The 23,452-nt window shown below is 72.4% G+C and carries 23 protein-coding genes and 1 pseudogene; 13 read left to right on the top strand and 11 right to left on the bottom strand.

Annotation, left to right across the window (positions count from 1 at the left end; genetic code table 11):
• Window positions 1–25: 25 nt before the first annotated feature.
• On the bottom strand, window positions 26–904 hold the full coding sequence (locus tag KGS77_RS26320; RefSeq protein ID WP_242585604.1) for a MaoC/PaaZ C-terminal domain-containing protein: 879 nt from the start codon (window positions 902–904) through the stop codon (window positions 26–28).
• A 381-nt stretch (window positions 905–1,285) separates the two neighbouring features.
• Here KGS77_RS26320 and KGS77_RS26315 point away from each other — a divergent pair, with 381 nt between their 5' ends.
• From KGS77_RS26315 to KGS77_RS26300, 4 genes are all read left to right on the top strand, one after another.
• Window positions 1,286–2,221 carry an ABC transporter ATP-binding protein gene (locus tag KGS77_RS26315; RefSeq protein ID WP_242587693.1) on the top strand — a complete coding sequence of 312 codons (936 nt, stop codon included), beginning with the start codon at window positions 1,286–1,288 and terminating at the stop codon, window positions 2,219–2,221.
• On the top strand, window positions 2,221–2,949 hold the full coding sequence (locus tag KGS77_RS26310; protein ID WP_242585603.1) for an ABC transporter permease: 729 nt from the start codon (window positions 2,221–2,223) through the stop codon (window positions 2,947–2,949). Before KGS77_RS26315 ends, KGS77_RS26310 begins: the two co-directional genes overlap by 1 nt.
• 235 nt (window positions 2,950–3,184) lie before the next feature.
• Window positions 3,185–4,336 (top strand): histidine kinase, encoded by a 1,152-nt coding sequence (locus KGS77_RS26305; RefSeq protein WP_242587692.1) that lies wholly within the window; start codon window positions 3,185–3,187, stop codon window positions 4,334–4,336.
• 154 nt (window positions 4,337–4,490) lie between these two features.
• Window positions 4,491–4,928, top strand: a complete 438-nt coding sequence (locus KGS77_RS26300) for a hypothetical protein (RefSeq protein WP_242585601.1) — start codon at window positions 4,491–4,493, stop codon at window positions 4,926–4,928.
• A 1-nt stretch (window position 4,929) separates the two neighbouring features.
• On the opposite strand, the gene KGS77_RS26295 is transcribed toward KGS77_RS26300, so the two are convergent.
• Both KGS77_RS26295 and KGS77_RS26290 read right to left on the bottom strand, forming a co-directional pair.
• Window positions 4,930–5,154, bottom strand: coding sequence for a DUF397 domain-containing protein (locus tag KGS77_RS26295; protein ID WP_242585599.1), 225 nt, complete (start codon window positions 5,152–5,154; stop codon window positions 4,930–4,932).
• Window positions 5,126–5,965, bottom strand: a complete 840-nt coding sequence (locus KGS77_RS26290) for a helix-turn-helix transcriptional regulator (RefSeq protein WP_242585597.1) — start codon at window positions 5,963–5,965, stop codon at window positions 5,126–5,128. The genes KGS77_RS26295 and KGS77_RS26290 overlap by 29 nt, the downstream gene beginning before the upstream one ends.
• A 578-nt stretch (window positions 5,966–6,543) precedes the next feature.
• Between KGS77_RS26290 and KGS77_RS26285 the strand changes: the two genes are divergently transcribed.
• Together KGS77_RS26285 and KGS77_RS26280 are read left to right on the top strand one after the other, a co-directional pair.
• Complete coding sequence (locus KGS77_RS26285) at window positions 6,544–6,747, top strand: hypothetical protein (protein ID WP_242585595.1); 204 nt, start codon at window positions 6,544–6,546, stop codon at window positions 6,745–6,747.
• Between the two features lie 156 nt (window positions 6,748–6,903).
• Window positions 6,904–7,542, top strand: a complete 639-nt coding sequence (locus KGS77_RS26280) for a response regulator transcription factor (protein WP_242585594.1) — start codon at window positions 6,904–6,906, stop codon at window positions 7,540–7,542.
• 67 nt (window positions 7,543–7,609) lie between these two features.
• On the opposite strand, the gene KGS77_RS26275 is transcribed toward KGS77_RS26280, so the two are convergent.
• Window positions 7,610–8,551: an NAD-dependent epimerase/dehydratase family protein gene (locus tag KGS77_RS26275; RefSeq protein WP_242585592.1), complete on the bottom strand. Its 942-nt coding sequence runs from the start codon at window positions 8,549–8,551 to the stop codon at window positions 7,610–7,612.
• A gap of 107 nt (window positions 8,552–8,658) precedes the next feature.
• Here KGS77_RS26275 and KGS77_RS26270 point away from each other — a divergent pair, with 107 nt between their 5' ends.
• Window positions 8,659–9,516, top strand: a complete 858-nt coding sequence (locus KGS77_RS26270; RefSeq protein ID WP_242585590.1) for a maleylpyruvate isomerase family mycothiol-dependent enzyme — start codon at window positions 8,659–8,661, stop codon at window positions 9,514–9,516.
• Window positions 9,517–9,598: 82 nt separating this feature from the next.
• Here the strand turns inward: KGS77_RS26270 and KGS77_RS26265 are convergent, their stop codons facing one another.
• Together KGS77_RS26265 and KGS77_RS26260 are read right to left on the bottom strand one after the other, a co-directional pair.
• Complete coding sequence (locus tag KGS77_RS26265) at window positions 9,599–11,035, bottom strand: MFS transporter (protein ID WP_242585589.1); 1,437 nt, start codon at window positions 11,033–11,035, stop codon at window positions 9,599–9,601.
• Window positions 11,036–11,266: 231 nt separating this feature from the next.
• The gene (locus KGS77_RS26260; protein WP_242585588.1) at window positions 11,267–12,343 is read right to left on the bottom strand and encodes a hypothetical protein; all 1,077 of its coding nucleotides are present in this window, start codon (window positions 12,341–12,343) and stop codon (window positions 11,267–11,269) included.
• Window positions 12,344–12,996: 653 nt separating this feature from the next.
• On the opposite strand from KGS77_RS26260, the gene KGS77_RS26255 reads away from it, so the two are divergent.
• The 4 genes and pseudogenes from KGS77_RS26255 (at window position 12,997) to KGS77_RS26240 (ending at window position 17,001) form a co-directional block, all read left to right on the top strand.
• Window positions 12,997–13,665, top strand: coding sequence for a class I SAM-dependent methyltransferase (locus KGS77_RS26255; RefSeq protein WP_242585587.1), 669 nt, complete (start codon window positions 12,997–12,999; stop codon window positions 13,663–13,665).
• Window positions 13,666–13,685: 20 nt separating this feature from the next.
• Window positions 13,686–14,695: pseudogene (locus KGS77_RS26250) on the top strand (N-acetylmuramoyl-L-alanine amidase).
• A gap of 189 nt (window positions 14,696–14,884) precedes the next feature.
• Entirely contained in the window at window positions 14,885–15,766 is an 882-nt protein-coding gene (locus KGS77_RS26245; protein ID WP_242585585.1) for a DUF5336 domain-containing protein, read from the top strand.
• Window positions 15,767–15,990: 224 nt separating this feature from the next.
• Entirely contained in the window at window positions 15,991–17,001 is a 1,011-nt protein-coding gene (locus KGS77_RS26240) for an LLM class F420-dependent oxidoreductase (RefSeq protein WP_242585584.1), read from the top strand.
• 113 nt (window positions 17,002–17,114) lie between these two features.
• Here the strand turns inward: KGS77_RS26240 and KGS77_RS26235 are convergent, their stop codons facing one another.
• Window positions 17,115–17,918: a maleylpyruvate isomerase family mycothiol-dependent enzyme gene (locus KGS77_RS26235; RefSeq protein ID WP_242585582.1), complete on the bottom strand. Its 804-nt coding sequence runs from the start codon at window positions 17,916–17,918 to the stop codon at window positions 17,115–17,117.
• 119 nt (window positions 17,919–18,037) lie between these two features.
• On the opposite strand from KGS77_RS26235, the gene KGS77_RS26230 reads away from it, so the two are divergent.
• A complete protein-coding gene (locus KGS77_RS26230) occupies window positions 18,038–18,337 on the top strand; it encodes a hypothetical protein (protein WP_242585580.1) in 300 nt (99 codons plus the stop codon).
• A gap of 42 nt (window positions 18,338–18,379) precedes the next feature.
• Entirely contained in the window at window positions 18,380–19,090 is a 711-nt protein-coding gene (locus KGS77_RS26225; RefSeq protein ID WP_242585578.1) for a hypothetical protein, read from the top strand.
• Window positions 19,091–19,164: 74 nt separating this feature from the next.
• On the opposite strand, the gene KGS77_RS26220 is transcribed toward KGS77_RS26225, so the two are convergent.
• The 4 genes from KGS77_RS26220 to KGS77_RS26205 form a co-directional block, all read right to left on the bottom strand.
• Window positions 19,165–19,776: a hypothetical protein gene (locus KGS77_RS26220; RefSeq protein WP_242585576.1), complete on the bottom strand. Its 612-nt coding sequence runs from the start codon at window positions 19,774–19,776 to the stop codon at window positions 19,165–19,167.
• Window positions 19,777–19,924: 148 nt separating this feature from the next.
• The gene (locus KGS77_RS26215) at window positions 19,925–20,995 is read right to left on the bottom strand and encodes a prenyltransferase/squalene oxidase repeat-containing protein (RefSeq protein ID WP_242585570.1); all 1,071 of its coding nucleotides are present in this window, start codon (window positions 20,993–20,995) and stop codon (window positions 19,925–19,927) included.
• A complete protein-coding gene (locus tag KGS77_RS26210; protein ID WP_242585568.1) occupies window positions 20,992–21,762 on the bottom strand; it encodes a class I SAM-dependent methyltransferase in 771 nt (256 codons plus the stop codon). Before KGS77_RS26210 ends, KGS77_RS26215 begins: the two co-directional genes overlap by 4 nt.
• A 67-nt stretch (window positions 21,763–21,829) precedes the next feature.
• Window positions 21,830–23,215, bottom strand: a complete 1,386-nt coding sequence (locus KGS77_RS26205) for a glycosyltransferase family 4 protein (RefSeq protein WP_242585566.1) — start codon at window positions 23,213–23,215, stop codon at window positions 21,830–21,832.
• Window positions 23,216–23,452 lie beyond the last annotated feature (237 nt).

Raw genomic sequence — 23,452 nt, 5'->3', positions numbered from 1 at the left:
GGGCAGCTCGTACGGGTCCTGCGGCTCACACAGGTCCGGCCTGCCCGTGCTCGATCACCGTGTCGGCCAGGACGGGCGCGTCGTCGCGGTCGGCGGCCGTGACCGCCACCTGCACGCGGCCGGGCTCCGGGGCGTCCCGCCACATCCGTACGCGCAGTGTCTCCCCCGGGAAGACCACGCCCGCGAAGCGGGTCGCGTACGAGCGCACCCGCCCGACGTCCCCGCCCAGGACCGTGTCCACCACGGCCTTGAGCGTGACGCCGTACGTGCACAGCCCGTGCAGGATCGGCCGGTCGAAACCGGCCCGCGCGGCGAACTCGGGGTCGGCGTGCAGCGGGTTCCAGTCGCCGTTGAGGCGGTAGAGCAGCGCCTGGTCCTCGCGCAGAGGCCGCTCGACCGTCTTGTCGGGCGCCCGGTCGGGGAGGGCCAGGCGCCCGGAGGGGCCGCGCTCGCCGCCGAAGCCGCCCTCGCCGCGTACGAAGATCTGGGTGTCGCAGGTCCACAACGGGCCGTCGGTGTCGGCGACTTCGGCGCGCAGGAGGATGACGGCGGCCTTCCCCTTGTCGTAGACGGCCGGGACGGTGGCGGTCTGGACGGCGCTGCCCTTGACGGGGAGGGGGCGGTGCACCGTGACGGTCTGGCCGCCGTGCAGGACGGCGGTGAGGTCGACGTCGATGCCGGGCGCGGACAGGCCGCCGGCCAGTGCCATACCGCCGCCCGCCACGGTCGCGAAGCTGGGTAGGACGTGCAGCCGGTCCTCCAGGGTGTAGCGCAGTTCGCCGGGGTCGGTGGCGGGCACGCCGGCGCCGATGCCGAGGTGGTAGAGCTGGACGTCCTTGTGGTCCCAGGTCAGTTCGGTGGTCCGCGGTTCGGCGGCGGTGGCCTTGGCGGCGTCGATGGGCATGGGGCTGCTGCTCCTTCACCACGGCGGGAAGACCCCGGCCCGGCCGTCCGCACCGTCGGCCGCGCCGGGGTCGCATCTGGGTCGGCCGCACCCGTTCCCCGTTCTAGAACGCGTTCTAACCGATGGCAGTCATGTATAGCCGATCCGCCGGACAGCCGGAAGGGTCCTGACGCGGTGTCAGGAGTGCGACGAGCCGGGCGGCGGTGAGACCAGTCGCGGACCGGGCGGGCCACCGGTGACATTTGTCCCCCACAGCCGCCCACATTCGTATCTGCCCAGGTCAGCGGCCATCTTCATAGAGTCGCAGACATGACGACGACAACGACGGGAAGCGGCCCGGCAGCGGGGACGACGACGGCCGCGGCAGGCGCGGCGGTCGCGGTGTCCTTCCGCGGAGCCGTACGGACCTACGGGGACGTGCGGGCCGTGGACGGGCTGGACCTGGAGATACGGCGGGGCGAGACCGTGGCCCTGCTCGGCCGCAACGGCGCGGGCAAGTCCACCACCATCAGCATGCTGCTGGGACTGCTGCCGCCCACCTCCGGCACGGTGCGCCTGTACGGCGAGGATCCCGAGAGGGCCGTACGCCGGGGACGGGTCGGGGCGATGCTCCAGGACGGCAAGCCGATCCCCCGCGTGACGGTGCGCGAGCTGATCACCTTCGTCGCCGCCGGCTACCCGCGCCCGATGCCGGTCCAGGAAGCCCTGGAGCTGGCGGACATCGGCGAACTGGCCGGGCGGCGGGTGGACAAGCTCTCCGGCGGGCAGGCCCAGCGGGTGCGATTCGCGGTGGCGCTGGCCGGCAACCCCGACCTGCTGGTCCTGGACGAGCCCACGGCGGCCCTGGACGTCGAGGCGCGCCGCGCCTTCTGGCACTCCATGCGGGCCTACGCGCAGCGCGGCAACACGGTCCTGTTCTCCACCCACTACCTGGAGGAGGCGGACGAGAACGCCGACCGGATCGTCGTCGTGGACCGCGGGCAGGTGGTGGCCGACGGCAGCAGCGAGTCGATCAAGGCCGCGGTCAACGGGACGCTGATCTCCTTCGACCTGGCCGGCAGGCCGACCGAGAGCCTGGCGCTGCTGCCCGGCGTGACCGCGCTGGAGGTGCGCGGCGACCGCGCCCTGCTGCGCTCCTCGGACTCCGACGCGACGGTGATCGCGCTCGCCGGGCAGGGCCTGGTGCGCGGTCTGCGGGTGGCCCCGGCCAGCTTGGAGGACGCCTTCCTCACCCTGACCGGCGCCGGCACCAAGGGCGGCGCCGGGTCCGCCGACCGCTTCCCCGCCCGCTCCCACATCACCGGAGGAACGCTGTGATGCTCGCCTACGTCGGGCTGGAAGTCCGCCGCACCCTGCGCGACAAGACCTATGTGATCTTCGGCATCGGCATGCCGGTCCTGATGTATCTGATGTTCACCAACCTGGGCACCGGCGCGGCGGGCTCCGCGGCGCAGTGGAAGATCTCCTCGATGGTCGCGATGGCCGCGTACGGGGCACTGGGCGCGGCCCTGGCCACCGGCGCCGGCGTCGCCGAGGACAAGGGGCTGGGCTGGCTGCGGCAGCTCCGTACGATGCCGATGAGCCCAGGTCAGGCCGTCCTCGGGCGCGCCCTGACCGGCTCGGTGACGGTGCTGCCCGCTATCGTGACGGTGCTGCTCGTAGGGGCGGTCGTCAACGGCGTCGAGATGGCCGGGTGGCAGTGGGCCGCGCTGGTGGTCCTCCTGTGGCTCGGCACCGCGCCCTTCACCCTCCTGGGCCTGGGCAACGGCTACCGGCTCTCCGCCCAGACCACCGGCCTGGTCAACACCGGGTGCATGGTGCTGCTGGCGATCGTCGGCGGCCTGTGGTTCCCGGCCGAGTCCTTCCCCGGCTGGCTGCGCTCGCTGTCCCAGTGGACGCCCGCCCACCGCTTCGCCGAGCTCGGCTGGAGCGTGACGGAGCGCCATGCGCCGGGGCTGGTCACGGTGGGCGTGCTGGTGGCGTGGCTGGCCGTGTTCGGCGGCTACGCGGTGCACGCGTACCGTCGGGCGGCACGCACGGTGTGAACATGAGCATGGACATGTTCACGGCGTGAACGCGCGGGCGTGAACGAGAACGGGAGTGACGGTGCAAGAACGGAAGACCGCGGACGGCACGGTGGACCAGGCCGGCCGCGGTGGCCTGCCCGGCCTGACCGGCAGGGCGGGCCGGGCAGGCGAGGACGACTGGGACTGCGGCGGTGGTCGCCTCTTCGGCCGGGTGAAGCGGGAAAAGAAGGCCGGCCGGGCAGACGGTGACCCGGTGATCACCGACAAGGGACCCCCCGCCTTCGCCTTCCTTCCCTGGCTGATCCTGGGCGCGGGCGCCTTCTCCAACGTCATCGAGGGCAAGGAGGGCAACCCCTGGGTGGCCGGCGCCGCCCTCCTCGCCTTCAACTCCCTGTACGTCACCGTCGTCCTGACCTCCTTCAACCCGCGCCTGCGCGACTCCCGTATCCCGCTGTGCGCCCTGGGCCTCCTCGCCGCAATCACCTTCGCGGTCACCCTCGGGTACGGCGGGGCCTGGCTGACGTTCTTCCCGCTGCTCTCGCTGGCCGCGGGCACCGTACGCAAGCTGCGCGGCAAAGCGCTGGCCTTCGGACTGGTCAGCCTGAGCGGCATCGCGGGGTACGTGACGAGCCTGACCGACACCTCGGACGCCGGGTCCATCGGCTACGGCACCTTCATCTCCGGCATGGTGACCCACACCGTCCTCAAGCTCTCCGACACCGTCGTCGAACTCCGCGCCACCCGGCAGGAGCTGGCCCGTGCCGCCGTGGAGAAGGAGCGGCTGCGCTTCTCCCGCGATCTGCACGACCTCCTCGGCCACACCCTGTCGGTCGTCGTGGTCAAGGCCGAGGCCGTACGGCGGCTGGCCCCCCGCAACCTGGACGCGGCCCTCGCCCAGGCCGCCGACATCGAGAGCGTCGGCCGCCAGGCCCTGACCGAGGTCCGCGAGGCCGTCACCGGCTACCGCGAGGGCAGTCTGGGCACCGAACTGGACCGGGCGCGCTCGGCACTGGAGGCGGCCGGCATCGAGCCGGTGGTCCGCCAGTCCGGCCCGCCGCTGCCCCCGCAGGCCGGGGCGCTGCTCGGCTGGGTCGTACGCGAAGGGGTCACCAACGCGGTGCGTCACAGCGGGGCGCAGCAGTGCGAGATCGAGGTCCGGGTCGACCCCGGCGGCGCCCGCGCCCACCTGACCATCACGGACGACGGCCACGGCCCCGCCCCCGAGGACCCGGCCGCCCCCGCCCCCCGCGTCGGCGGCACCGGCCTGAAGGGCCTGGCCGAACGCCTCGCCACCGCCGGCGGCACCCTGACCACCGGCCCGGCCCCGCGCCGCGGCTTCCGCCTCACCGCCGAACTCCCGGTCAACGCGGACGATCTGGTGTCACCGGAAGGCCGGGCCGAGTAGGTACGGGAGGGGGATGCGGCGCCGGGGTACCCGCACTCGTACGCGATGCGTACGCGATGCGTACGTGCGGGAGAGGCGACGGCCGTCGTTATGATCGGGCGATCACCGGCGCCCACGAACTGGTCGGGCGCCGAACGTACACACGAGGGGAACGATGGGGCTGGCAGCGCGGCCTTCGAAGGCATGGGACGTCGCGGACCTGGTGGACGAGCGGCTGCACGTCCTGCCGAATCCGCTGGCCGCCTGGAACAGCGATCCGTTCTGGGTCTCCGTCTGTGACTCGGACCCCGGGCAGGTGCTCGTCTCCCTGCACGTGCCGCGCGTCAACGCCCAACTGGCCGTCCAACTGCGGATCGGATTCCCGGTGACCGGGGAAAGCCCCGGCATCCAGGCCGAACGCATCCTCGCCGCTCTCAGGCAACCGCACCCCCTGGCCGGTGCGGTCGTCTGCGGGGGCGACCGGGAGTGCGCCGAGGAGTACGGGTATGCCTGGCCCCCGTCGTTGGACGAGGAGTTGCGTCGGGCGCTTGAGTCGTCGGACCCCGCCGCCCCGTTGGGGGTGGCGGGGCTCGTGGGCGGGCCGGCCGCGTAGGTCAGATGGCGGCTTGCCGGGCGAACTCGACCAGTCCGGTGAAGGCGGTGAGGGTGAACGTCAGGACTGGACCGTTCGGGTCCTTGGAGTCCCGTACGGGTACCACGCCGTGTGACATGGCGAGGTTTGCAGCGACTTCCACGCACGTGCCGCCATTGTCGCTGTATGAGGACTTGTACCAACGGGGGGTTCGGTAGTCACGATGTGCCCTTTCGCAACTGCTCAATCATGGCCACGGACGCCGCTTGGGAGAGCGCTTCGGCCTGCAACTGATGGTATGCCTTCAGTATGGGCATCACGGACGAGATCTCTCGGTCCAGGTGCCCCTGACTTTGGGACTCTGCGTAGGCGACCAGAGTCCGGTCCGCCATCATCAGGAGGTTGACGGGGTAGTTGAGCGTGCGACGCTCGCCGATGTCAAACGGTGCAACTTGCAACAGTGTGTCTGGCCGCTCGGCGAACTCCACCAGGTGCCTCAACTGAGCGTCCATGACGGACCACCCGCCGACAGGACGCCGGATACAGCTTTCGTCCATGGTCACGAACAGCATGGGTGGCTGGGGCCGTTCGAGCGCCGCTTGTCGCGCAGCCAGGAACGCGACTCGTTCATCTGCTTGTTCGGGTGTAATGGCACCGCGACGTACGGCGCTGTTTGCCAACACGCGTGCGTACTCCGGTGTCTGCAACAGGCCAGGGATGATTCCGATCTCAAACTGTCGAATCTCCACCGCCCGGCCCTCGTACCCGACGTACTCCGAGAACCCCTCCAGCAAACTACCGTTCTTGATCTGCGCCCACTCACGCTCGAACGACTCTGCGGTACCGGCGAGCCCAAGAGCAGCGTCTACAGCGTGCGAGAAACGGCGAGATGGCGGCTTGCAACAGGTTTCGACTGCCGAGATGTGCCGTCCCGAGTAGCCCACCCGTTTGGCCAGCTCGTCCTGCCTCCAACCGTGAGCTTCCCGCACGCTGCGCAAACGGGCGCCGTAGGCCGCTTGAGGAGAGGCGTCCGGGTTCAACTGCTTGAGATTTACCAACGTGCCCTCCGTTTTCCGAACGTTGAAGACAGGGCGACTGTAGGCCAGTCTGAACGCCGCTGGTAGTGGAACCACTACGGAGAGGAGCGACCATGCCTCAGAGTCACACGCGTCCGCCCCCGGCGTCCGATGCTCCACGTCCTCACCCTCACCCTCACCCTGCAACGGAAGGCGGAGACGTGCCGAACCCCGATAGCGCCCTCCAAGAGAGCGAACGCCTCGCCGTCCGCATCACGGGCGTAAAAGCGATCACCGCCGAGTGCGTGAGCCGTGTCGGGGACATGGTGTGCGGTGCCGCGTCCCCGACCTGGGGGGCCCTCGTCCCCCCGCAGGACTGGGCACGCCGGCATACGACAGCTACCGGGCACACGAGTTTCACGCGGCATGAACACTCCGGGTTCGACGTCGTCCCCGAAGCGGGCGCTCAACCGCGCGCGTACCGCTCCTGAGTCCCCGTCCCCGGCCGCAGGCACACATGGCTCCCCCTGTCATGACACCCGGCCGGGGGCGGGTCACAAGCCCCGGCAACCGGCCGTGGGCACGCGCAGAGTCCGCAATGAAAATGAAGAGGTGCACCCATGACGGAGGAAGAAGCACAGGCATCGGTCGGCGTACTGGTCGAAGACGACACCGGAAGGCGCGGCACCCTTCGGGAGGCAGGCGACTGGACGGACCCGAGCACAGGTAAGACCGAGTTCGTGGTGTTCGTGGGCCCGGTCGGCGGCGGACGCGAATGGACCACCAGCCCCGCGGCACTGCACCGGCTGGAGCGGACGCAGTGACCACCGATGCCCACCGCGGGACCGTCCCGGGCCTTCACGGACGACCAGGCGGCGCGGACCGTGATCGCCGTGAGGTCGTCGTTCTGTGGCTGACCAGCAACGATGAAGCCCCGTTCGGTGTGACCGGGCGGGGGTGTCGCTGTCTAGTCTGGTTCTATGACTGACTCACTCGGCGGGCACCCCGCAACATGTACAAGAGTTCTTCTCGCCGAAGACCAGGGGATGATGCGGGGAGCGCTGGCGCTCCTGCTCGGACTTGAGGACGACATGGAGGTCGTCGCGCAGGTCGCGGCGGGCGACAAGGTGGTGCCCACGGCGCTGGAGGTCCGGCCCGACATCGCGCTGCTGGACATCGAACTGCCGGGGATGAGCGGTCTGGACGCCGCCGCCGAGCTGCGCGGGCAACTGCCCTCCTGCAAGGTGCTGATCGTGACGACCTTCGGCCGGCCCGGGTATCTGCGGCGGGCGATGGAGGCCGGGGCGTCCGGCTTCCTGGTCAAGGACGGCCCGGTGGAGGATCTGGCGGCGGCGATCCGGCGGGTGCTGGCCGGGGAGCGGGTGATCGACCCGGGGCTGGCCGCGGCGGCGCTGAGCGCGGGCCCCAATCCGCTCACCCAGCGGGAGCGCGATGTGCTGACCGCGGCGGTGGACGGCGCGACCGTCGCCGACATCGCGGGCAAGCTGCACCTGTCCCAGGCCACGGTCCGCAACTACCTCTCGGCGGCCATCGGCAAGACCGGGACCCGTAACCGCATGGAGGCGGTGCGCACCGCGCGCCAGAACGGCTGGCTGTGACGGGGTGACCAGGCGCAAGGACCAACCGGTTCTCCGGCCGGCCAGTCCTTGCGCCTGGTCGCGGATGTCATCCCGCGGCGGCCGGTCTCCCGCGCCACCAGTCCACCGTCGCCCCGACCTGCTCCTCGACGGGGGTGGCCCGTACCGTGAACGCGGCTTCGTACGCGCCGGAGTCCATGACGAACGGGCGGTCGAACTGGTAGCGGACTTCCTTCAGTTCGCGGATCAGCGGGGAGAAGACCGACGCCACGCCCAGTACGGCGGGCGGGAGCCGGCGCACCGCGACCGGCCCGGTTCCCGCCCGGTCGGCGAGGCGGCCGACCATCTCCCGCATGGAGCGCGCGGGCTCCGTCGGCACGTGCCAGGCCCGTCCCCAGGCCCGCTCCTCGTCCGCGACCTCGGCCAGGGCCCTGGCCACGTCGGGGAGATAGCTCCAACTGTGCGGGGCGTCCGGGTCGCCGAGCACGGAGACCGGCTTGCCGCGCAGCAGCCGCGGCATGACCCGTGCGGCCAGGTGCCCGCCGTCGGTCACGCCGGGCCCGAAGAAGTCCGAGGCCCGTACCTCGACCGCCTTGATACGGCCCTGGTCGTGCAGGGCCCGCGCCTGCTCCCAGACGGCGGCGCGCACCCTGCCCTTGGTGCCGGTCGCCGCGAGCGGCAGCTCCTCGGTCAGGGGGCCGTCCACCGGTCCGTAGCCGTAGAGGTTGCCCAGCATGACCAGGACGGCCCCGGTCGCCTCGGCCGCCGCGCACAGCGACGAGGCCAGCGGCGGCCACTGATCCGCCCAGCGGTGGTACGGCGGTGCGGCGCAGCCGAAGATCGCGGTCGCGCCCCGCGACGCCTCGGTCAGCCGCCCGCTGTCCGACGCGTCCAGCGCGATGTGCTCGATGCCGGGCTCCGGGTCCCGGCCTGACTTGGTGACGACCCGTACCGAGTGCCCCCGCTCGGCCAGCAGCCGGGCGGTGGCCGCCCCGGCGGGCCCGAATCCCACGATGACGTAATGGCTCACGCCCGCACACTAGCGCGAGTGCGGATCGCCTCCCCGGGCGAGGCGGACCTGCCCCCGTACGGAATATCCGGTGGATGACGTGGGCGTACGGCTGGCAGGCTCGCCCCATGAACGCGCAACGCGATGACGTCTCCGGCTGGGCCCGGCTCGGCACCCCGATCGACGCCCGTCCCCTCTTCGCGCCCGAGCACGCGGCGCTGACGGCCACGCTGCGCGCTCTGGCGCCCGCCGACTGGGGCGCGCAGGCGGTGCCGGGCTGGAGCGTACGCGACCTCGCCGCGCACCTCCTCGGCGACTACTACGGACGGCTGGCCCGGGACCGCGACGGGCACCGGGAGGGGCCCGGCCCCGCGCCGGGCGAGACGCTGGAGGCGTTCATCCACCGCGTCAACCAGGAATGGGTCGACGCCTGTGCCCGGGTGAGCCCGGCCGCGCTCCTGGACACCCTGGACCTGATCGGCGGGCAGGTCGCCCGCCACTTCGAGACCACCGGCCCCGACGCCCCGTCGCTCGGGGTCTCCTGGGCCGGCGCGGACCCGGCGCCGATGTGGCTGGACACCGCCCGCGACCTCACCGAGTTCTGGACCCACCGCCAGCAGATCCGCCACGCCACCGGCCAGGACACCGACCCCGACCCGCGGTTCCTGTCCGTGGTCCTGGACACCTTCATGCGAGCCCTGCCGCACACCCTGCGCGATGTCGCCGCGCCCGTCGGCGAGCAGGTCCGACTGGTCGTGGACGGTCCGGCCGGCGGCACCTGGACCGTCACCGCCACCGCGGACCGGTGGTCACTGGCCGAGCCGGACGCCGGGCGGCCCGCCGCCCTGGTACGGCTGGACGCGGAGACCGCCTGGCGCCTGTGCACCCGCGGGATTGGGCCCGCCACCGCGCTCGCCCGCGCCCACGTCGAGGGTGACCGCGAACTGGCCGCGGCGGCCTGCCGGATCGTGTCCATCATTCACTGACGGCCGCGGCCGGCTGAACCGGCTGCCGGCCGCTGTTGACGCCTGAGGCCGTACGGCCGGCGGACGGGCGGGCGCCCAGGGTTCAGGACGGTGCGGAGTCCTCGCGGCGGCGCGGGAGGGTGACGATCATCAGCAGTACGGCCGCCAGCAGGATCACCGAGCCGACCCGGAAGGCCAGCCCGTAGCCGCTCGCCAGGTCATCGGGGCCGCCGCCCGCCCCGACGCGGGTCGCGGCGACGGTGGACAGGACGGACAGGCCCAGCGCCCCGCCCATCTGGCGGGAGGTGTTGATCAGGCCGGAGACCAGCCCCTGCTCGGAGGGGGCGGCGCCGGAGGTGGCGATCGAGGCGACCGGCGTCGCGGTCAGTCCGGCGCCGAAGGCCATGAGGATGCCGGGGCCCAGCAGCGTGCCGAGGTAGGTGCCGTCGGCGCTCATCGTGCTCTGCCAGATCATTCCGGCGGCGGATATCAGCGCTCCGGCGACGGCCAGCGTCTTGGCGCCGACGTGGTGCATCAGACGCGGGGCGATCTTCGAGCCGAGCACGATGCTCAGGGAGTGCGGCAGGAAGGACAGCCCGGCCTGCAGCGGCGTGTAGTCCAGGACGTTCTGCGTGTAGAGGGAGAGGAAGTACCACATCGAGAACATCGCGGCACCGGCCAGCAGCATCGCCGTGTTCGCCGCCGAGACCGAGCGCAGCCGGAAGAGCCCGAGCGGCATCAGCGGAGCGGTCGTACGGGCCTCGACGGCCACGAACGCGCCCAGCACCAGCAGTCCGGCGGCCAGCGGCACCAGTGCGCTCGGCGCCCCCCAGCCGTCGGTCTCGGTCTGCACGATGCCGTACGCGACCAGCCCCAGGCCGCCGGTGACCAGCAGCGCGCCGGGGACGTCCAGCCGCCGGCCGTCGCCCCGGCCGCTCTCCCGGAGCCAGAGCACCGCGCCGATCAGCACCAGCGCGCCGACCGGCACGTTGATCAGCAACACCCAGCGCCACGAGAGGTATTCGGTCAGCAGGCCGCCGACCAGGCCGCCGGCCGCGCCGCCGCCCGCGCCGACCGCCGTCCACGTGGCGATGGCACGCGTACGGGCCGGGCCGCTGGGGAAGGACGTGGTCAAGATGGTGAGGGTGGCCGGGGAGAGCACGGCCGCGCCCACGCCCTGGATCGTCCGGGCCGCGATCAACTGCCAGGGCTCCTGCGCCAGCCCGCCCGCCGCGCTGGCGAGCGTGAAGAGCGCGAGCCCGGCGACGAAGACCCGCTTGCGGCCGAATATGTCGGCCGCCCGGCCGCCGAGCAGCATGAAGCCGGCGAAGGTGATCACGTAGGCGTTGACGATCCACTGGAGGCCCAGCTCGCTCAGGCCCAGCCCGGTGCGCATGGCGGGCAGCGCCACGTTGACCACCGAGACGTCGAGGACCACCAGGAACTGTCCCGCGCAGACCAGCAGCATCACCAGCCAGGGGGGCGGGGAGGCGCGGCGGGTCGTTTCGGGCAGCATGACGGGAGAAGTGGTCGACGGCATGGGTCCCATCGTCGCACCGGCGCTCCGGTACACGCATCGGGATATCGTCCCGGGAGACGACTTCCGCTGGTCCTAGGCCCATCCGCCCCGGAAGACCATACGAAAGTCCTGGCCACGTGGCTCCTTCGGGCACGGGGCCGGAAAGGGCGGAGGCGAACCCGGGGCGGGCGCGGGCCGGGCGCAGGCTGTACCCGGGCCGGCCGCGGCGGGCGAACGCGCCCGGCCCCGGGCTCAGGAGCCGGCCGGCATCTTCATCTCCACCGGCCCGCATCCGAGCCGTCCGGCCTCGCTCTCGGCATAGGCGGGCAGCAGTTCCCGGGGAAGGGTGTAACCGCGGTCGGACTGGCGCTGCTCCACGAGGAAGACGGCGCGTCCCGTCCGGCAGGTCCGCTCGTAGACCGCGCGTGAGGGGGTCAGGGTGCCGTAGCCCTTGGTGCCCTTGATCCGCGGTCCCCCGGTCATCGCGGCCATGGAGAAGATCTTGGCGAGCTGGGGGTCCTCGACGGTCATGAACCGCACGGAAGTAGACCAGGGCCGCCCGCTGTGGGTCAGGTCGCAGGTGCGCACCGGGCCTCCCTGACCGCTGGTGACCCGCGTCCGGCGCAGTGACTCGCGCTCCGCGTCCGGCGCCTTCAGGCCCTTGATCCCGCACAGGGCGTCCATCTGCGTCGGGGTGGTCCTGGAGACCGGCGGCAGCTTCCCCGGGTCGGCGAGCGAGTCCTTGCAGCCCAGTTGGCGCAGGGTGCCGTTGGCGACCCGTACGACCGCGCGGGCCAGCGCCGTCCGGTCGCGTTCTCCCCGCTCGCCGCCCAACTCGACGTCCTTGTTGCCGACGGAGGCGTCCACGACCGTGGGGCCGTCGAATTCGCCCGGCCGGCCGAGGCAGCTTGGCGGCAGCGCGACCCAGGCCCGGTTCTCCGACACCATGCCGTTCAGGCCGCCGCCCAGCGGCACCATCGCCGGGCTGAGGAACTCGTTCGGCCACCGGCCGTCGTCCTGGCCCCGCAGGCCGTCGAGCTGGTGGACGGCGAACTCCACCTGCCACTGGACCCGGTCGTCGTCGAGGCCCTGGATACGGCACTGTCCGCGCGGACCGAGGTCCCCCAGCGGGTCGTGCCCCGGGGCTATTTCCTGGACCTTGGGCTCGGTCTTCCTGAAAAGGGCGAAGAGCGCGTCATCCTCCAGCGAGCCCCAGCAGGGGCGCTCCTGAAGAACGGCAGCGTGTCCGTCCGCCAGGCGACCACGCCCGCGCCCACCAGCGCGCCGGCGAGGGCGGGCGCCAGTACGGGGGCCAGGCGCCGGAACCACCGGCGCTTCGGGGCCGCCGGAGTCTCCGCGTCCGCCTCCGGGGTCTCCGCGTCCGCCGCCAAAGCCTCGGTGTCCGCCGCCGGGACCTCCGTCTGGCCCGCCGGAACTTCCGCCTCGCCCGCCGTCTTCTCCGTCATCGTGCGGTTCCCTCCCCTTTGGTGTGTACGTGGAAAATCGCCCGCCGCCCGCCGGTGTACCGGGCGCCGACTCCGTATTCGCCGGTGACCCGGTTCCCGAATTCCCGCGACGGCACCAAGTCGTCGTCGGCCGCACGGGAATTCACGGCTCTCGCCCCCGGCATTGCCGCCTTCCGGCGCCTTGTCGCCCAAGAAGTACGAGCCGCTGTCACCGGCCGGGCACCCCGGCGGTATTGCCCTGCAAAAGGCCGGGAACCGGTCGTTCGTCGTACGTGTCCGGTCGCGGTCGGCGGCCCGGCCACCACTCCGCCGGGAATTCCCCTCCGGCGTCCGCGCTTTCCCATCCCCTGTCCCCGACCCCGCCCCCCAAGTGATCAACCGGGGCGCCCCGTCCCGCTGTCGGGCACGGCGGCCCCGGCGGCCGATCCGATCGGTGATCGTATCGGCCTCCCCGCACACGCCACGCGCCGCCCCGTACGGCACGATGAGCGGGAAGCCGCAGACCTGGAGGAAGCCATGGCCGCTCCCGAAGCACCCGCCACCACGCCCGTTCCCGCGCCGGAGATCCTGGCCGCGTTCGAGGCCGCGAAGGGCTTCATGCCCGTGGACGAGGGGCTGGCCCTCTATGAGGCCGCGAGCGCCGCAGCGGCCCTGGGGCTGCCGCTCGTCGAGGTCGGTACGTACTGCGGGCGCTCCACGATCCTGCTCGCCGACGCCGCGCGCGCCGCCGGTGTCACCGCTGTGACCGTCGACCACCACCGGGGCAGCGAGGAGCAGCAGCCCGGCTGGGAGTACCACGACCCGACCCTGGTGGACCCGGAGGCCGGCCGGATGGACACTCTCCCCGTCTTCCGCCGCACCCTGCACGCCGCCGGCCTCGAAGAGCACGTCCTGGCGCTGGTGGGCCGTTCCCCGCAGGCCGCCGCGCTGTGGAACACCCCGGTCGGCCTGGTCTTCGTCGACGGCGGCCACACCGACGAGCACGCCACCGCCGACTACGAGGGCTGGGCCCCGCACCTCGCGCCCGGCGGCCTGCTGGTCATCCACGACGTCTTCGCCGACCCGGCGGACGGCGGCCAGGCCCCGTACCGCGTCTACCGGCGTGCCCTGGAGTCCGGCGCCTTCACCGAGGTCTCCGCGCACGGCTCGCTGCACGTCCTGCGCCGTACGGGCCAGGGCATCTGACACCCCACTACGATCGCCACGTGTCCAACGGCAGCACTTTTCCTCCCCGGCCCGCCCGCCGCCGCCCGCGCGGCGTGCTCGGCGTACTCGCTGTCCTCGGCGTACTGGCGGTGCTGGCGTCGGTCTGCGGCGCGGGGTGGCTGGTCTGGCGCTCCATGAGCGGTGAGGGCGGCGCCCATGGGAACGACGGCCGGCCGCCACGGGCCGCCGCCGGCCCGCACGGCGACGGCGGCGGCAAGGACGGCAGCGGCAGTGCCGGTACGGACGGCCGGACGGGCGGCGCCACACCGGGCGGCCATGGAACGGGTACGGACAAGAGCACCGGCCCCGGCGCCGATACGGGAACCGGCACCGGCACCGACCTGAAGGGAAAGGTCGTCGTCATCGACCCGGGGCACAATCCCCGCAACCGCGACCACACCCGCGACATCGCCCGGACCGTGGACATCGGCACCGGCCGCAAGGAGTGCGACACCACCGGCACCGCCACCGGCTCCGGCTACGCCGAGGCGTCCTTCACCCTCGACGTGGCGCGCCGCGCCCGTGCCCTGCTGCGGGCCCGCGGCGCCACGGTCCTCCTCACCCAGGACGGCGACCGCCCGTACGGCCCCTGCGTGGACGAGCGGGCCAGGGCCGGCAACCGGGCCCACGCGGACGCGGTGGTCTCCGTCCACGCCGACGGTTCGTCGGTGGGGCACCGCGGCTTCCACGTCATCCTCCCGCGCGCGTCGCCTCGGGCGCGGCGGACACCTCCGCCGTCACCGGCTCCTCCCGGCAGCTCGGCGAGGGCCTGGCGCGCCGTTTCGCGGCGGCGACCGGAAGCCCGCGGTCCAATTACATCGGCGGCGGTACGGGACTGGACGTACGCTCCGATCTCGGCGGCCTCAACCTCTCCACCGTTCCGAAGGTGTTCATCGAATGCGGCAATATGCGCGATCCGCAGGATGCCGCGCAATTGACCGATACGAAGTGGCGGGAAAAGGCGGCTCGCGGGATCACCGAGGGCATTACGGACTTCTTGACGAGGTAGCCCGGCCGACGGTGTCCGGGCTGCGGCACAGAAGTGATACAGACGTGATACCGACGCGATACCGACAGGACGACCCGCCCGGAACGACGGTAGGTTCCCCTTTACGATAGGGGCCGCCCCCGTGCCTCACACCGCGCGCGCACCAGCGACAGCGAGACCCAAACACCGGAACCGACAAAGGACCCTTACGTGAACATCCGCTCCCTCACTAGAGGCGACGGCGTGGTGATCGGAGCAGCGGTGTTGCTGTTCATCGCCTCGTTCCTCGATCTCACCTCCTCCGGCGTCGACGAATGCGTCGGCCGGTACTGCCCGCCCAAGATGGCCAATCCCAATGCCTGGGACTCGCTCAGCATCCTGATGACCATCTATCTGTCCGGTGTGATCGCGGCTGCTCTGATCGTCGTGTCCCGGGCCCTGCCGCAGCAGCGCCGGATCGCCGGCATCGACGTCGGCCAGTTCGGCGTCGCCTTCGCCTTCTTCGCCGCGTGGAGCGCCTTCTGGACGATCATCCAGGCGACCGGCGCGTCGGCCGGGCTGATCCTCGGCCTGATCGCCGCCCTGATCCTGGCGGGCGCGGCCATCGCCACCCCGCTCGTCCCGGCCCTGAAGGTCGGCCTCGTGGGCGCCCCGCGTCCGCAGGCCCCGTCCCCGTACGGTGGCGGACCGACCCCCGGCGGCTACGGCTACCCGGGCGCGCAGCAGCCGGGCCAGGGCTACGGCTACCCGGGCGGCTCCGCGCAGCCGGGCCAGGGCGGTCAGCCCGGTCCGCAGTCCTACGGCGGCCAGGCGGGCGCCACGGCGGACGCCTCCGGCGGTACATCCGGCGGTGCGGGCCAGCAGGCGGCGACGCCGGCGGCCGGCGGCGGCGCGGAGTTCGCGCCGTTCTGGTTCGCGGTGCCGGTCGCCCGCCCGCTGTACGGCGAGGACGGCTCTCCGGCGCCGATCGCCGAGCTGGCGCCCGGCACGTGGTACCTGGCGGTGGAGCAGCGCGGCCAGGCCCTGATCGCGCAGACGCAGGACGGCCGTCGCGGCGTCCTCCAGGACACCACCGGTATCCAGCGCGGCTGACCCCGCGGCCCGGCGCCGCCGCACGGTCCGGACTCCACGGTCGGCATCTTCAGGCCGTACGGCCCCTCGTCCTCCCCGGGCGAGGGGCCGTTGCCGTACCCGCCTCCGGCCCGTACAGTTCCCCGTCACCGACCTGACGAGCCGTCAGACAGGTCACGTCAGGCAGGTGACGTCAGGCAGGTGTCGTCAGGCGGTGAGGACGGAACAGGGGCGGGTGAGAGCGCATGCGGCTCGGCTTGGTGCTCGGTTACTGGGGGCGCGGCCCCGACCCCCGGCACCTCGAACTCGTCCGTACGGCAGAACAACTGGGCTATGACTCCGTATGGACCGGCGAGGCATGGGGCTCCGACGCCTTCACCACGCTGACCTGGATCGCCGCCCACACCTCACGGATCAAACTGGGCACCGCCGTCGCGCAGATGGCCGCCCGCACCCCGGCCGCCACCGCGATGCACGCGCTCACCCTGGACCACCTCTCCGGCGGCCGGGTACTGCTGGGGCTCGGCCTGTCGGGGCCGCAGGTCGTCGAGGGCTGGTACGGCCGTCCGTTCCCCCGCAGCCCGCTGACCGCGACCCGTGAGTACGTCGACATCGTCCGCCAAGTCCTGCGCCGCGAGGAGCCGGTGACCTGCGACGGCCGCTTCCACCCGCTGCCCTACCGGGGCGAGGACGGTACGGGCCTGGGCAGGCCCCTGAAGTCCATCACCCACCCCCTGCGCACCGGTCTCCCCGTACTGCTCGGCGCCGAGGGCCCCAAGAACATCGCGCAGACGGCCCGCATCGCCGACGGCTGGCTGCCCCTGTACTGGTCCCCGGCCCGCAGCGATCTCCACGCAGCCGCCCTGGAGGCGGCTGCGCCCGGTTTCCTCGTGGCGCCGATGGCCCGTGCCACGGTCTGCCGGGACGTCGCCGAGGGGCTGTTGCCGGTCAAGGCGATGCTCGGCTTCTACATCGGCGGCATGGGCCATGCGGCCCGTAACTTCCACGCCGATCTGATGGCCCGCATGGGGTACGAGGAGGCGGCGCGGCGCGTCCAGGACCTCTTCCGCCAGGGCCGCAGGGAAGAAGCGGTACGCGCCGTCCCCGACGCCTTCGCCGATGAGATCTCCCTGGTCGGGCCGCGCGAACGCATCGCGGAACGGCTGGCGGCGTGGCGCCGGGGCCCGGTCACCGACCTCCTGGTCACCGCCCCGGACCCGCACACGCTGCGGGTCCTGGCGGAACTCAACTCCTGAAGCACCGGGCGCCACGCTGCCCGACGGGCCTCCAGGGCACGCCGAGCCGTGGAGCTGCCGGCTCATCACCCGGCCGGCCCGCCACTCGGCCGACCCACCGCCCGGCCGCCCCGTCACTCGAAGGACACCAGCTCCAGCCAGCGGTCCAGGAGCGCCCGGTCGCCGCGGACCGCCACCCGGCCGCTGTCCGCGGGCAGCCTGCGGTAGAAGACCCGCAGGACGTCGGCGAGCGGGCCGCGCAGCTCGGCGTCGGCGTCCTCGCGGGCGGCGCGCCGGTAGGTGACCGCCTCGCCGTTCAGGTCGATCAACCAGGTGGCCGCCAGGCCGGGCGGGGTATCGGTGGCACGCAGCAGGATCGTTCCGCCGCCCTCCAGGAGCCGTTCCAGTCCGGGCCGGTGCCCGGTGGTCTGCGACATCCGGACCAGTTGGAGCCATTCCTCCACGGTGTCCGCCGCGACCTCGGCCTCGACCCGGAACTCCACGCCCGCCGCGCGCGCCGCGTCGGCCCGGTGGACCACGGTCTCGTGCGTCATCCGCCGGGCCCAGAACCCGGCCGGCTGTCCCGGCGCCCAGCACCACACCCGCGTGTCCGGCCCCGCCTCGCGCAGCGCGTCCGCGCACATCCGCGCGCCCTCCTCCAGCCACATGTCCAGCGCGTCCGGATCGTCCTCCTCGGGGCCGGGCAGCCCGGGCACGTCCGCCTCGGGCACGTTCCGCTCCGCCCTGGTCGCCACGATCGTGCCCGCCCAGCGGTGTGCGCCACCGACATGGCGGGCGAGCCGCGCCAGCGTCCAGTCGGGACACGTCGGTACGGTCACCGTCAGGTCGGCGCCGCGCAGGGTCTGTCTGAACGCGGTGGTCTGCGCGAGGATCTCGGCGCAGTAGCGGTCGTGCGACAGCGAGCCGTCGAAAGTCATGGCCGCAGCGTAATGAGCGGCCCGCCGCCCGGCCTCCCCTTTCCCGGATTCCGCACCCGGCTCCGCAGACCGTCACCAACCACCTGTTTGCGGACGCCGGTTGAGGCTACTCGGCCGGCATGCCCAAGAGACACCGGTACGCGAGCAGCTACGTGGCGACAGCCGTGGTCGTCGCCGCGGACGCGGCGGCCGTGATCCTCGGCCTGTGGATCGTGATGTCCATCCTCGACGCCAATCCCGCCAACGCCCTGGTGAGCTTCATCCATGACGCGGCCCACTGGCTGGCGGGCTGGTCCTACAACCTCTTCACTTTCGAGACGGAATGGCTGCGCACGCTGCTCAATTACGGCCTTCCGGCGATCGTTTACCTGGTCGTCGGCCATGCGGTCGCCGCCCGCGTCCGCCACATCGAGCGCTGACCCCCGTATAGGATCTCCTGGTCTTGATCAAAAGCACGGGGGATGTCGACAGACATGAACAAATGGCGTTTTCTGGCGGCCACCGCCGCCATCGGCGTGCTCGTCACGGGCTGCGGTTCCGATTCCGGCTCCGACGGCGGATCCGGGAGCAGGACCGAGGGCAAGAAGGCCGCTTCCGGCCCCGCCCTGCCCACGGCGGACAAGCTCGCCGCCGACCCGGGCAAACGGTACACGAGCCTCAAGGTGCCCCAACTGGACGGCATGACGTGCGACAAGGGCGACGGCGGCTTCCGCTTCGGCAGCGACCGCGACCTGATGGTGGCCGGTGACGACGGCCTTCCCCAGGTCAAGACCTCCGAAGAGGACCAGATCTCGTGCTTCGGCGCGTCACGCATCACGCTCAGCAAGGGCGGCATGCGGGCGACCGTCCCGCACCTGACGTCCCGTACGACCCTGTACCGGAAGGTCGCCGACCCGGCCCGCGCCCTGGACAAGGTCTTCGCCCGGACCATGCACCTGGCCCAGGGCTACGGCCGTAACCCGGTCGGTACGCCGCAGAGCTTCACCACCGCCGACCTGATGCTCAAGTGCCAGCAGAACGTCACCGACACCTTCCCCATGACCACCTGCTTCTGGGCCGACTACGGCGCGATCGGCGTGGTCGACTTCTTCCCGCCGGCGGGAGCACACGTACCGGTCGACGAGGCGGCCGTGCGCACCCGCAAGCTCGCCCTCGGCGTGCTGGGCGCCTGAACACGGTCACCGCCTGGACACGGTCACCGCCTGAACGCGTTCAGCGCTTGCATGCGGTCAGCGCTTGAACGCGGTCACTTCCTGAAGGTGAAGTGGCCGGTGTAGCCGGCCCCGCGCAGGCCGCCGCCGGGGCTCTGGGCCCGGCAGTTGATGCCCTGCTTGACGATTTCGGCCTCGAACTCGCCGTGCAGCGTGCCGCCGGTGTAAGCGCCCCGGGTCACCTTGCCGTTGACCGTGGCGGTGTGGAACAGCGGGCCGGTGACGGTCAGGGACAGGGTGCTCGTCAGGACCCGGCCGGCTCTGGTCCGCCATTCGATGGTTCCCGAGCCGGTGGACGGTCTGCGGGAGCCGCCGACCGTGCAGGACATCGGCGCGCTGTACGAGGCGGTGAACCGGGCGCCGGTGAGCTGCCGGCCGGTGGGGGTGGCACCGGTGCAGGGGTGACAGCTGCCGTCGAACCGTACGCGCGTGTTCCGGGGGGCCGGGGCGGGCAGCAGGCCGGGGGTGAACGCGGCGCTGCCGCCGGCCCGGCAGGAGACGTTCACCGCGGGCTTCGCCCGTACGGCGGCGGGGGTAGGGGCGGGGGCAGCGACGGCGGTCACGGCGACGACGGCAGTGGCGGTGGCAGTGATGGCCACGGCGGCCGGCGTACGGCCGCCACGGCGAGAGGGCGTGCGCGGGAGCATGGCGGTCTCCTACGGGGGCGTCGGGGATCAGGTCGGTCGGTCCACCCGGCCAGTACCTCATCACCGACGGCCGTGGGCACGGCCGAGTACGCCATATGGAGCGGACACGCCGGCCGGCGGGACCCCTGGCGGCCCCGCCGGCCGGCGGTCAGCGGCAGCAGTCCGGGTCCAGTCCCACCGGCAGCCGGTCGCCGCCGAAGACGGTCGTGGTGGCCTCGTCGCCGCCGAGCGCCGCCACGGCCAGCAGGATCGATCCCGCCGTCCAGGAGGTCAGCTCGCGCGGCCAGACGGCGTCGTCCTCGAAGACGTAGCCGGTCCAGTACATGCCGTCCTCGGCGCGCAGGTGCTGCACCCATTTGAGGATCTGTACGGCGCGCTCGGACTCGCCCATCGCCCACAGCGCCAACGCCAGTTCGGCGCTCTCGCCCCCGGTGACCCAGGGGTTGGGCAGCACGCAGCGCACGCCCAGGCCCGGCACCACGAAGCGGTCCCAGTCCGCCTCGATCCGCTCCTTGGCCTGCGGGCCGCGCACCGCGCCGCCCAGGACCGGGTAGTACCAGTCCATCGAGTAGCGGGACTTGTCCAGGAAGCGTTCGGGGTGGCTGCGAATGGCGTGGCCGAGCCGCCCCAGCGCCAGTTCCCAGTCGGGCTGCGGCTCCTCGCGCTGTTCGGCCATGGCCAGGGCGCAGCGCAGTGCCTGGTGGACGGAGGAGGAGCCGGTCAGCAGGGCCTCGGTGAGCGGCGTCCCGTCGTCCTCGCGCTTCCAGCCGATCTCACCGCCGGGCTGCTGGAGGTCCAGCACGTACTCGATGGCCGCGTACACGGCGGGCCACATGCGGTCCAGGAAGGTGTCGTCGCCGGTGGAGAGGTAGTGGTGCCAGACGCCGACGGCGATGTACGCGCAGAAGTTCGTCTCGCGCCCGCGGTCGGTGGGCACGGCGGCGTCCCCGTCGGCGTACGCCGCGTACCAGGAGCCGTCCGGGTTCTGGTGGCGCACCAGCCAGTCGTACGCGGCCTCGGCGCGTTCGTGCTCGCCGGCCGCGTCCAGGGCCATGGCGGCCTCGGTGTGGTCCCACGGGTCGAGGTGGTGGCCGCGGAACCAGGGGATCGCGCCGTCCTCGCGCTGGGTGGCCAGGATGCCCGCGACGGTCCGGGCGGCTTGTTCGGCGGTCAGGACGCCGGGCAGGACCAGGCGTTCGGTACGCCCCGGGCTCGTCACTTGGCGCCCTCGGCAGCGGCGGAGGGAACCTGGGTGGCCGCGGCCTGCGCCGGCAGGTGCGGCTTGGTGGCGTAGGCGACGAAGCTCTTGCCGATGAGCGGGTTCAGGGCCCGCTCGGCCAGCCGGGTGGCCAGCGGTTTCTTCATGATGTCCCAGACCAGGAGCTTGTGGTACGCCTTGACCGGCAGCGCCTTGTCGTTGTCGACGCCGAACGCGCACTTGAGCCACCAGTAGGGGCTGTGCAGGCCGTGGGCGTGGTGGGTGCCGTACGGCTTCAGGCCCGCCTCGCGCATCCTGGCGAGCAGTTCCTCGGCCTTGTAGATGCGGATGTGGCCGCCCTCGACCTCGTGGTACGCGTCACTCAGCGCCCAGCAGACCTTCTCGGGCCCGTAACGGGGCACGGTCACCGCGATCCGGCCGCCGGGACGCAGCACTCGTACCATTTCCGCCAGTACGCCCTTGTCGTCAGGGATGTGCTCCATGACCTCGGAGATGATGACGACGTCGAAGCTCTCGTCGGGGAAAGGCAGGGCCAGTGCGTCCCCCTCCATGGCGGTGGCGCTCGCACCCGCCGGGGCCTCCCCCGCCTCCTTCATCGCGGCGAACCACTTGGCGACCTCGCGGATCTCCTCGCCGTTGCGGTCGAGGGCGACGACCCGCGCGCCGCGCCGGTAACACTCGAAGGCGTGCCGGCCCGCGCCGCAGCCCAGGTCGAGGACGCGGTCGCCCGGCGCCAGCGGGAATCGGGAAAAGTCGACGGTCAGCACGTTCTCTCTGCTTTCGTCCTGGGGGTCCGCGCGCCGGGGGCGGGCGGCGGGTCATGGCGGTGGTGCACTACGGGCGTCCGGCCGGGGTCCGCGCCACCGCGGCGGCCGAGGAGCGGGCGCGGACGGTGCCGCCGGTGGAGGCCCGGCGGGCGATGGCCTGCCGGTAGCGCTCGGCGGTACCGATGGCGGCCTGGCGCCAGGTGAAGCGGGTCAGTACGCGTTCCCGGCCCGCCGCGCCGAGCCGGCGGCGCAGGTCGGCGTCGCCCAGCAGCCGGATGAGCCCGGCGGCCAGCGCGTCCGCGTCCCCCGGGGGCACGGCCAGACAGGTCTCGCCGTCGGGCCCGGCGACCTCGGGGATCGCGCCGCCGGTGGTGGCCAGCAGCGGGGTGCCGGTGGCCATGGCCTCGGCGGCGGGCAGCGAGAAGCCCTCGTACAGGGAGGGGACGCAGGCGACCTGGGCGCCGCGCACCAGATCGACGAGTTCGGCGTCACTGATGCCCTTGACGAATTCCACCGCGTCGCCGAGCCCGTGGCGCCTGATGGCGGCGGCGACCGGACCGTCCTCGGCGCGCTTGCCGACCACCACCAGGTGCGCCCGCGGGTTCTCCGTACGGACCTTGGCCAGCGCCTCGATGAGGTGGATCAGGCCCTTGAGGGGGACGTCGGCGCTGGAGGTGGTCACGATCCGGCCCTCGGTCTCGGGGACCGCCGGGTCCGGCGAGAAGAGGTCGGTGTCGGCGCCGATGTGGACGACGTGGATGCGGTCCGGGCGCACCCCCAGGTGGTCGACGATCTCCTGGCGGGAGGAGCCGGAGACGGTCAGCACGGACGGCAGCCGGCGGGCGACCCGCTTCTGCATCCGGGTGAAGCCGTACCAGCGGCGGACCGAGGCGCGGCGCTGCCAGCCCTCGGCGGCGTCCAGGTCCAGTTGCCGGTCGACGGTGATGGGGTGGTGAATGGTCGTGACCAGTGGCGCGCCCAGGTCGGACAGCAGCCCGTAGCCGAGGGTCTGGTTGTCGTGGACGACGTCGAACTCGCCGCGCCGGGCGGCGAGGTGGCGGCGGGCGCGCAGTGAGAAGGTGAGCGGCTCGGGGAAGCCGCCGGTCCACATCGTGGCGACCTCGACGGCGTCGATCCAGTCCCGGTACTCGCCGCGCTTGGGGGTGCGGAAGGGGTCGGGCTGCCGGTACAGGTCCAGGCTGGGGAGTTCGGTGAGCTGCACGCCCTCGTCCAGCACCGGGTACGGCTGTGCGCCGATGACCTCGACGTGGTGGCCGAGCTTGGCCAGTTCCCGGGAGAGATGACGTACGTAGACGCCCTGGCCGCCGCAGAACGGGTTGCCCTTGTACGTCAGCAGCGCGATGCGCAGGGGGCGGTCCCCGCTCGCCTCCGCGGGAGCCGGCGGGGCCCCGGAGGGGCGAGACGCGGCTGCCTGTACGGCCTCGGCGGACACTCTCGGCCCCTTTCGGACTGGACTTTCGCCGGAGCGTAACCGCCGGCGCTAATCTAGAACAAGTTTCAGAACCAATCGGCTACCGATCAGTTCGAGGAGCCTTGAATCTACCGGCCGGGGACCGGGCGAAAAGAGCCGCACCAGGTGATTCGCGCCACGACCCGGCCCCTGCCATGCTGTGCCGACCACACCACCGGTACGCGTCGCATCGCGGATGGACTGCCACGGAACGGGACA

This window comes from Streptomyces sp. MST-110588 (genome assembly GCF_022695595.1).
In the GTDB taxonomy this organism is placed as follows: Bacteria; Actinomycetota; Actinomycetes; order Streptomycetales; family Streptomycetaceae; genus Streptomyces.
Note: the sequence above shows the minus strand (reverse complement) of the source record. Positions and strands in the feature narration are given on the sequence as shown.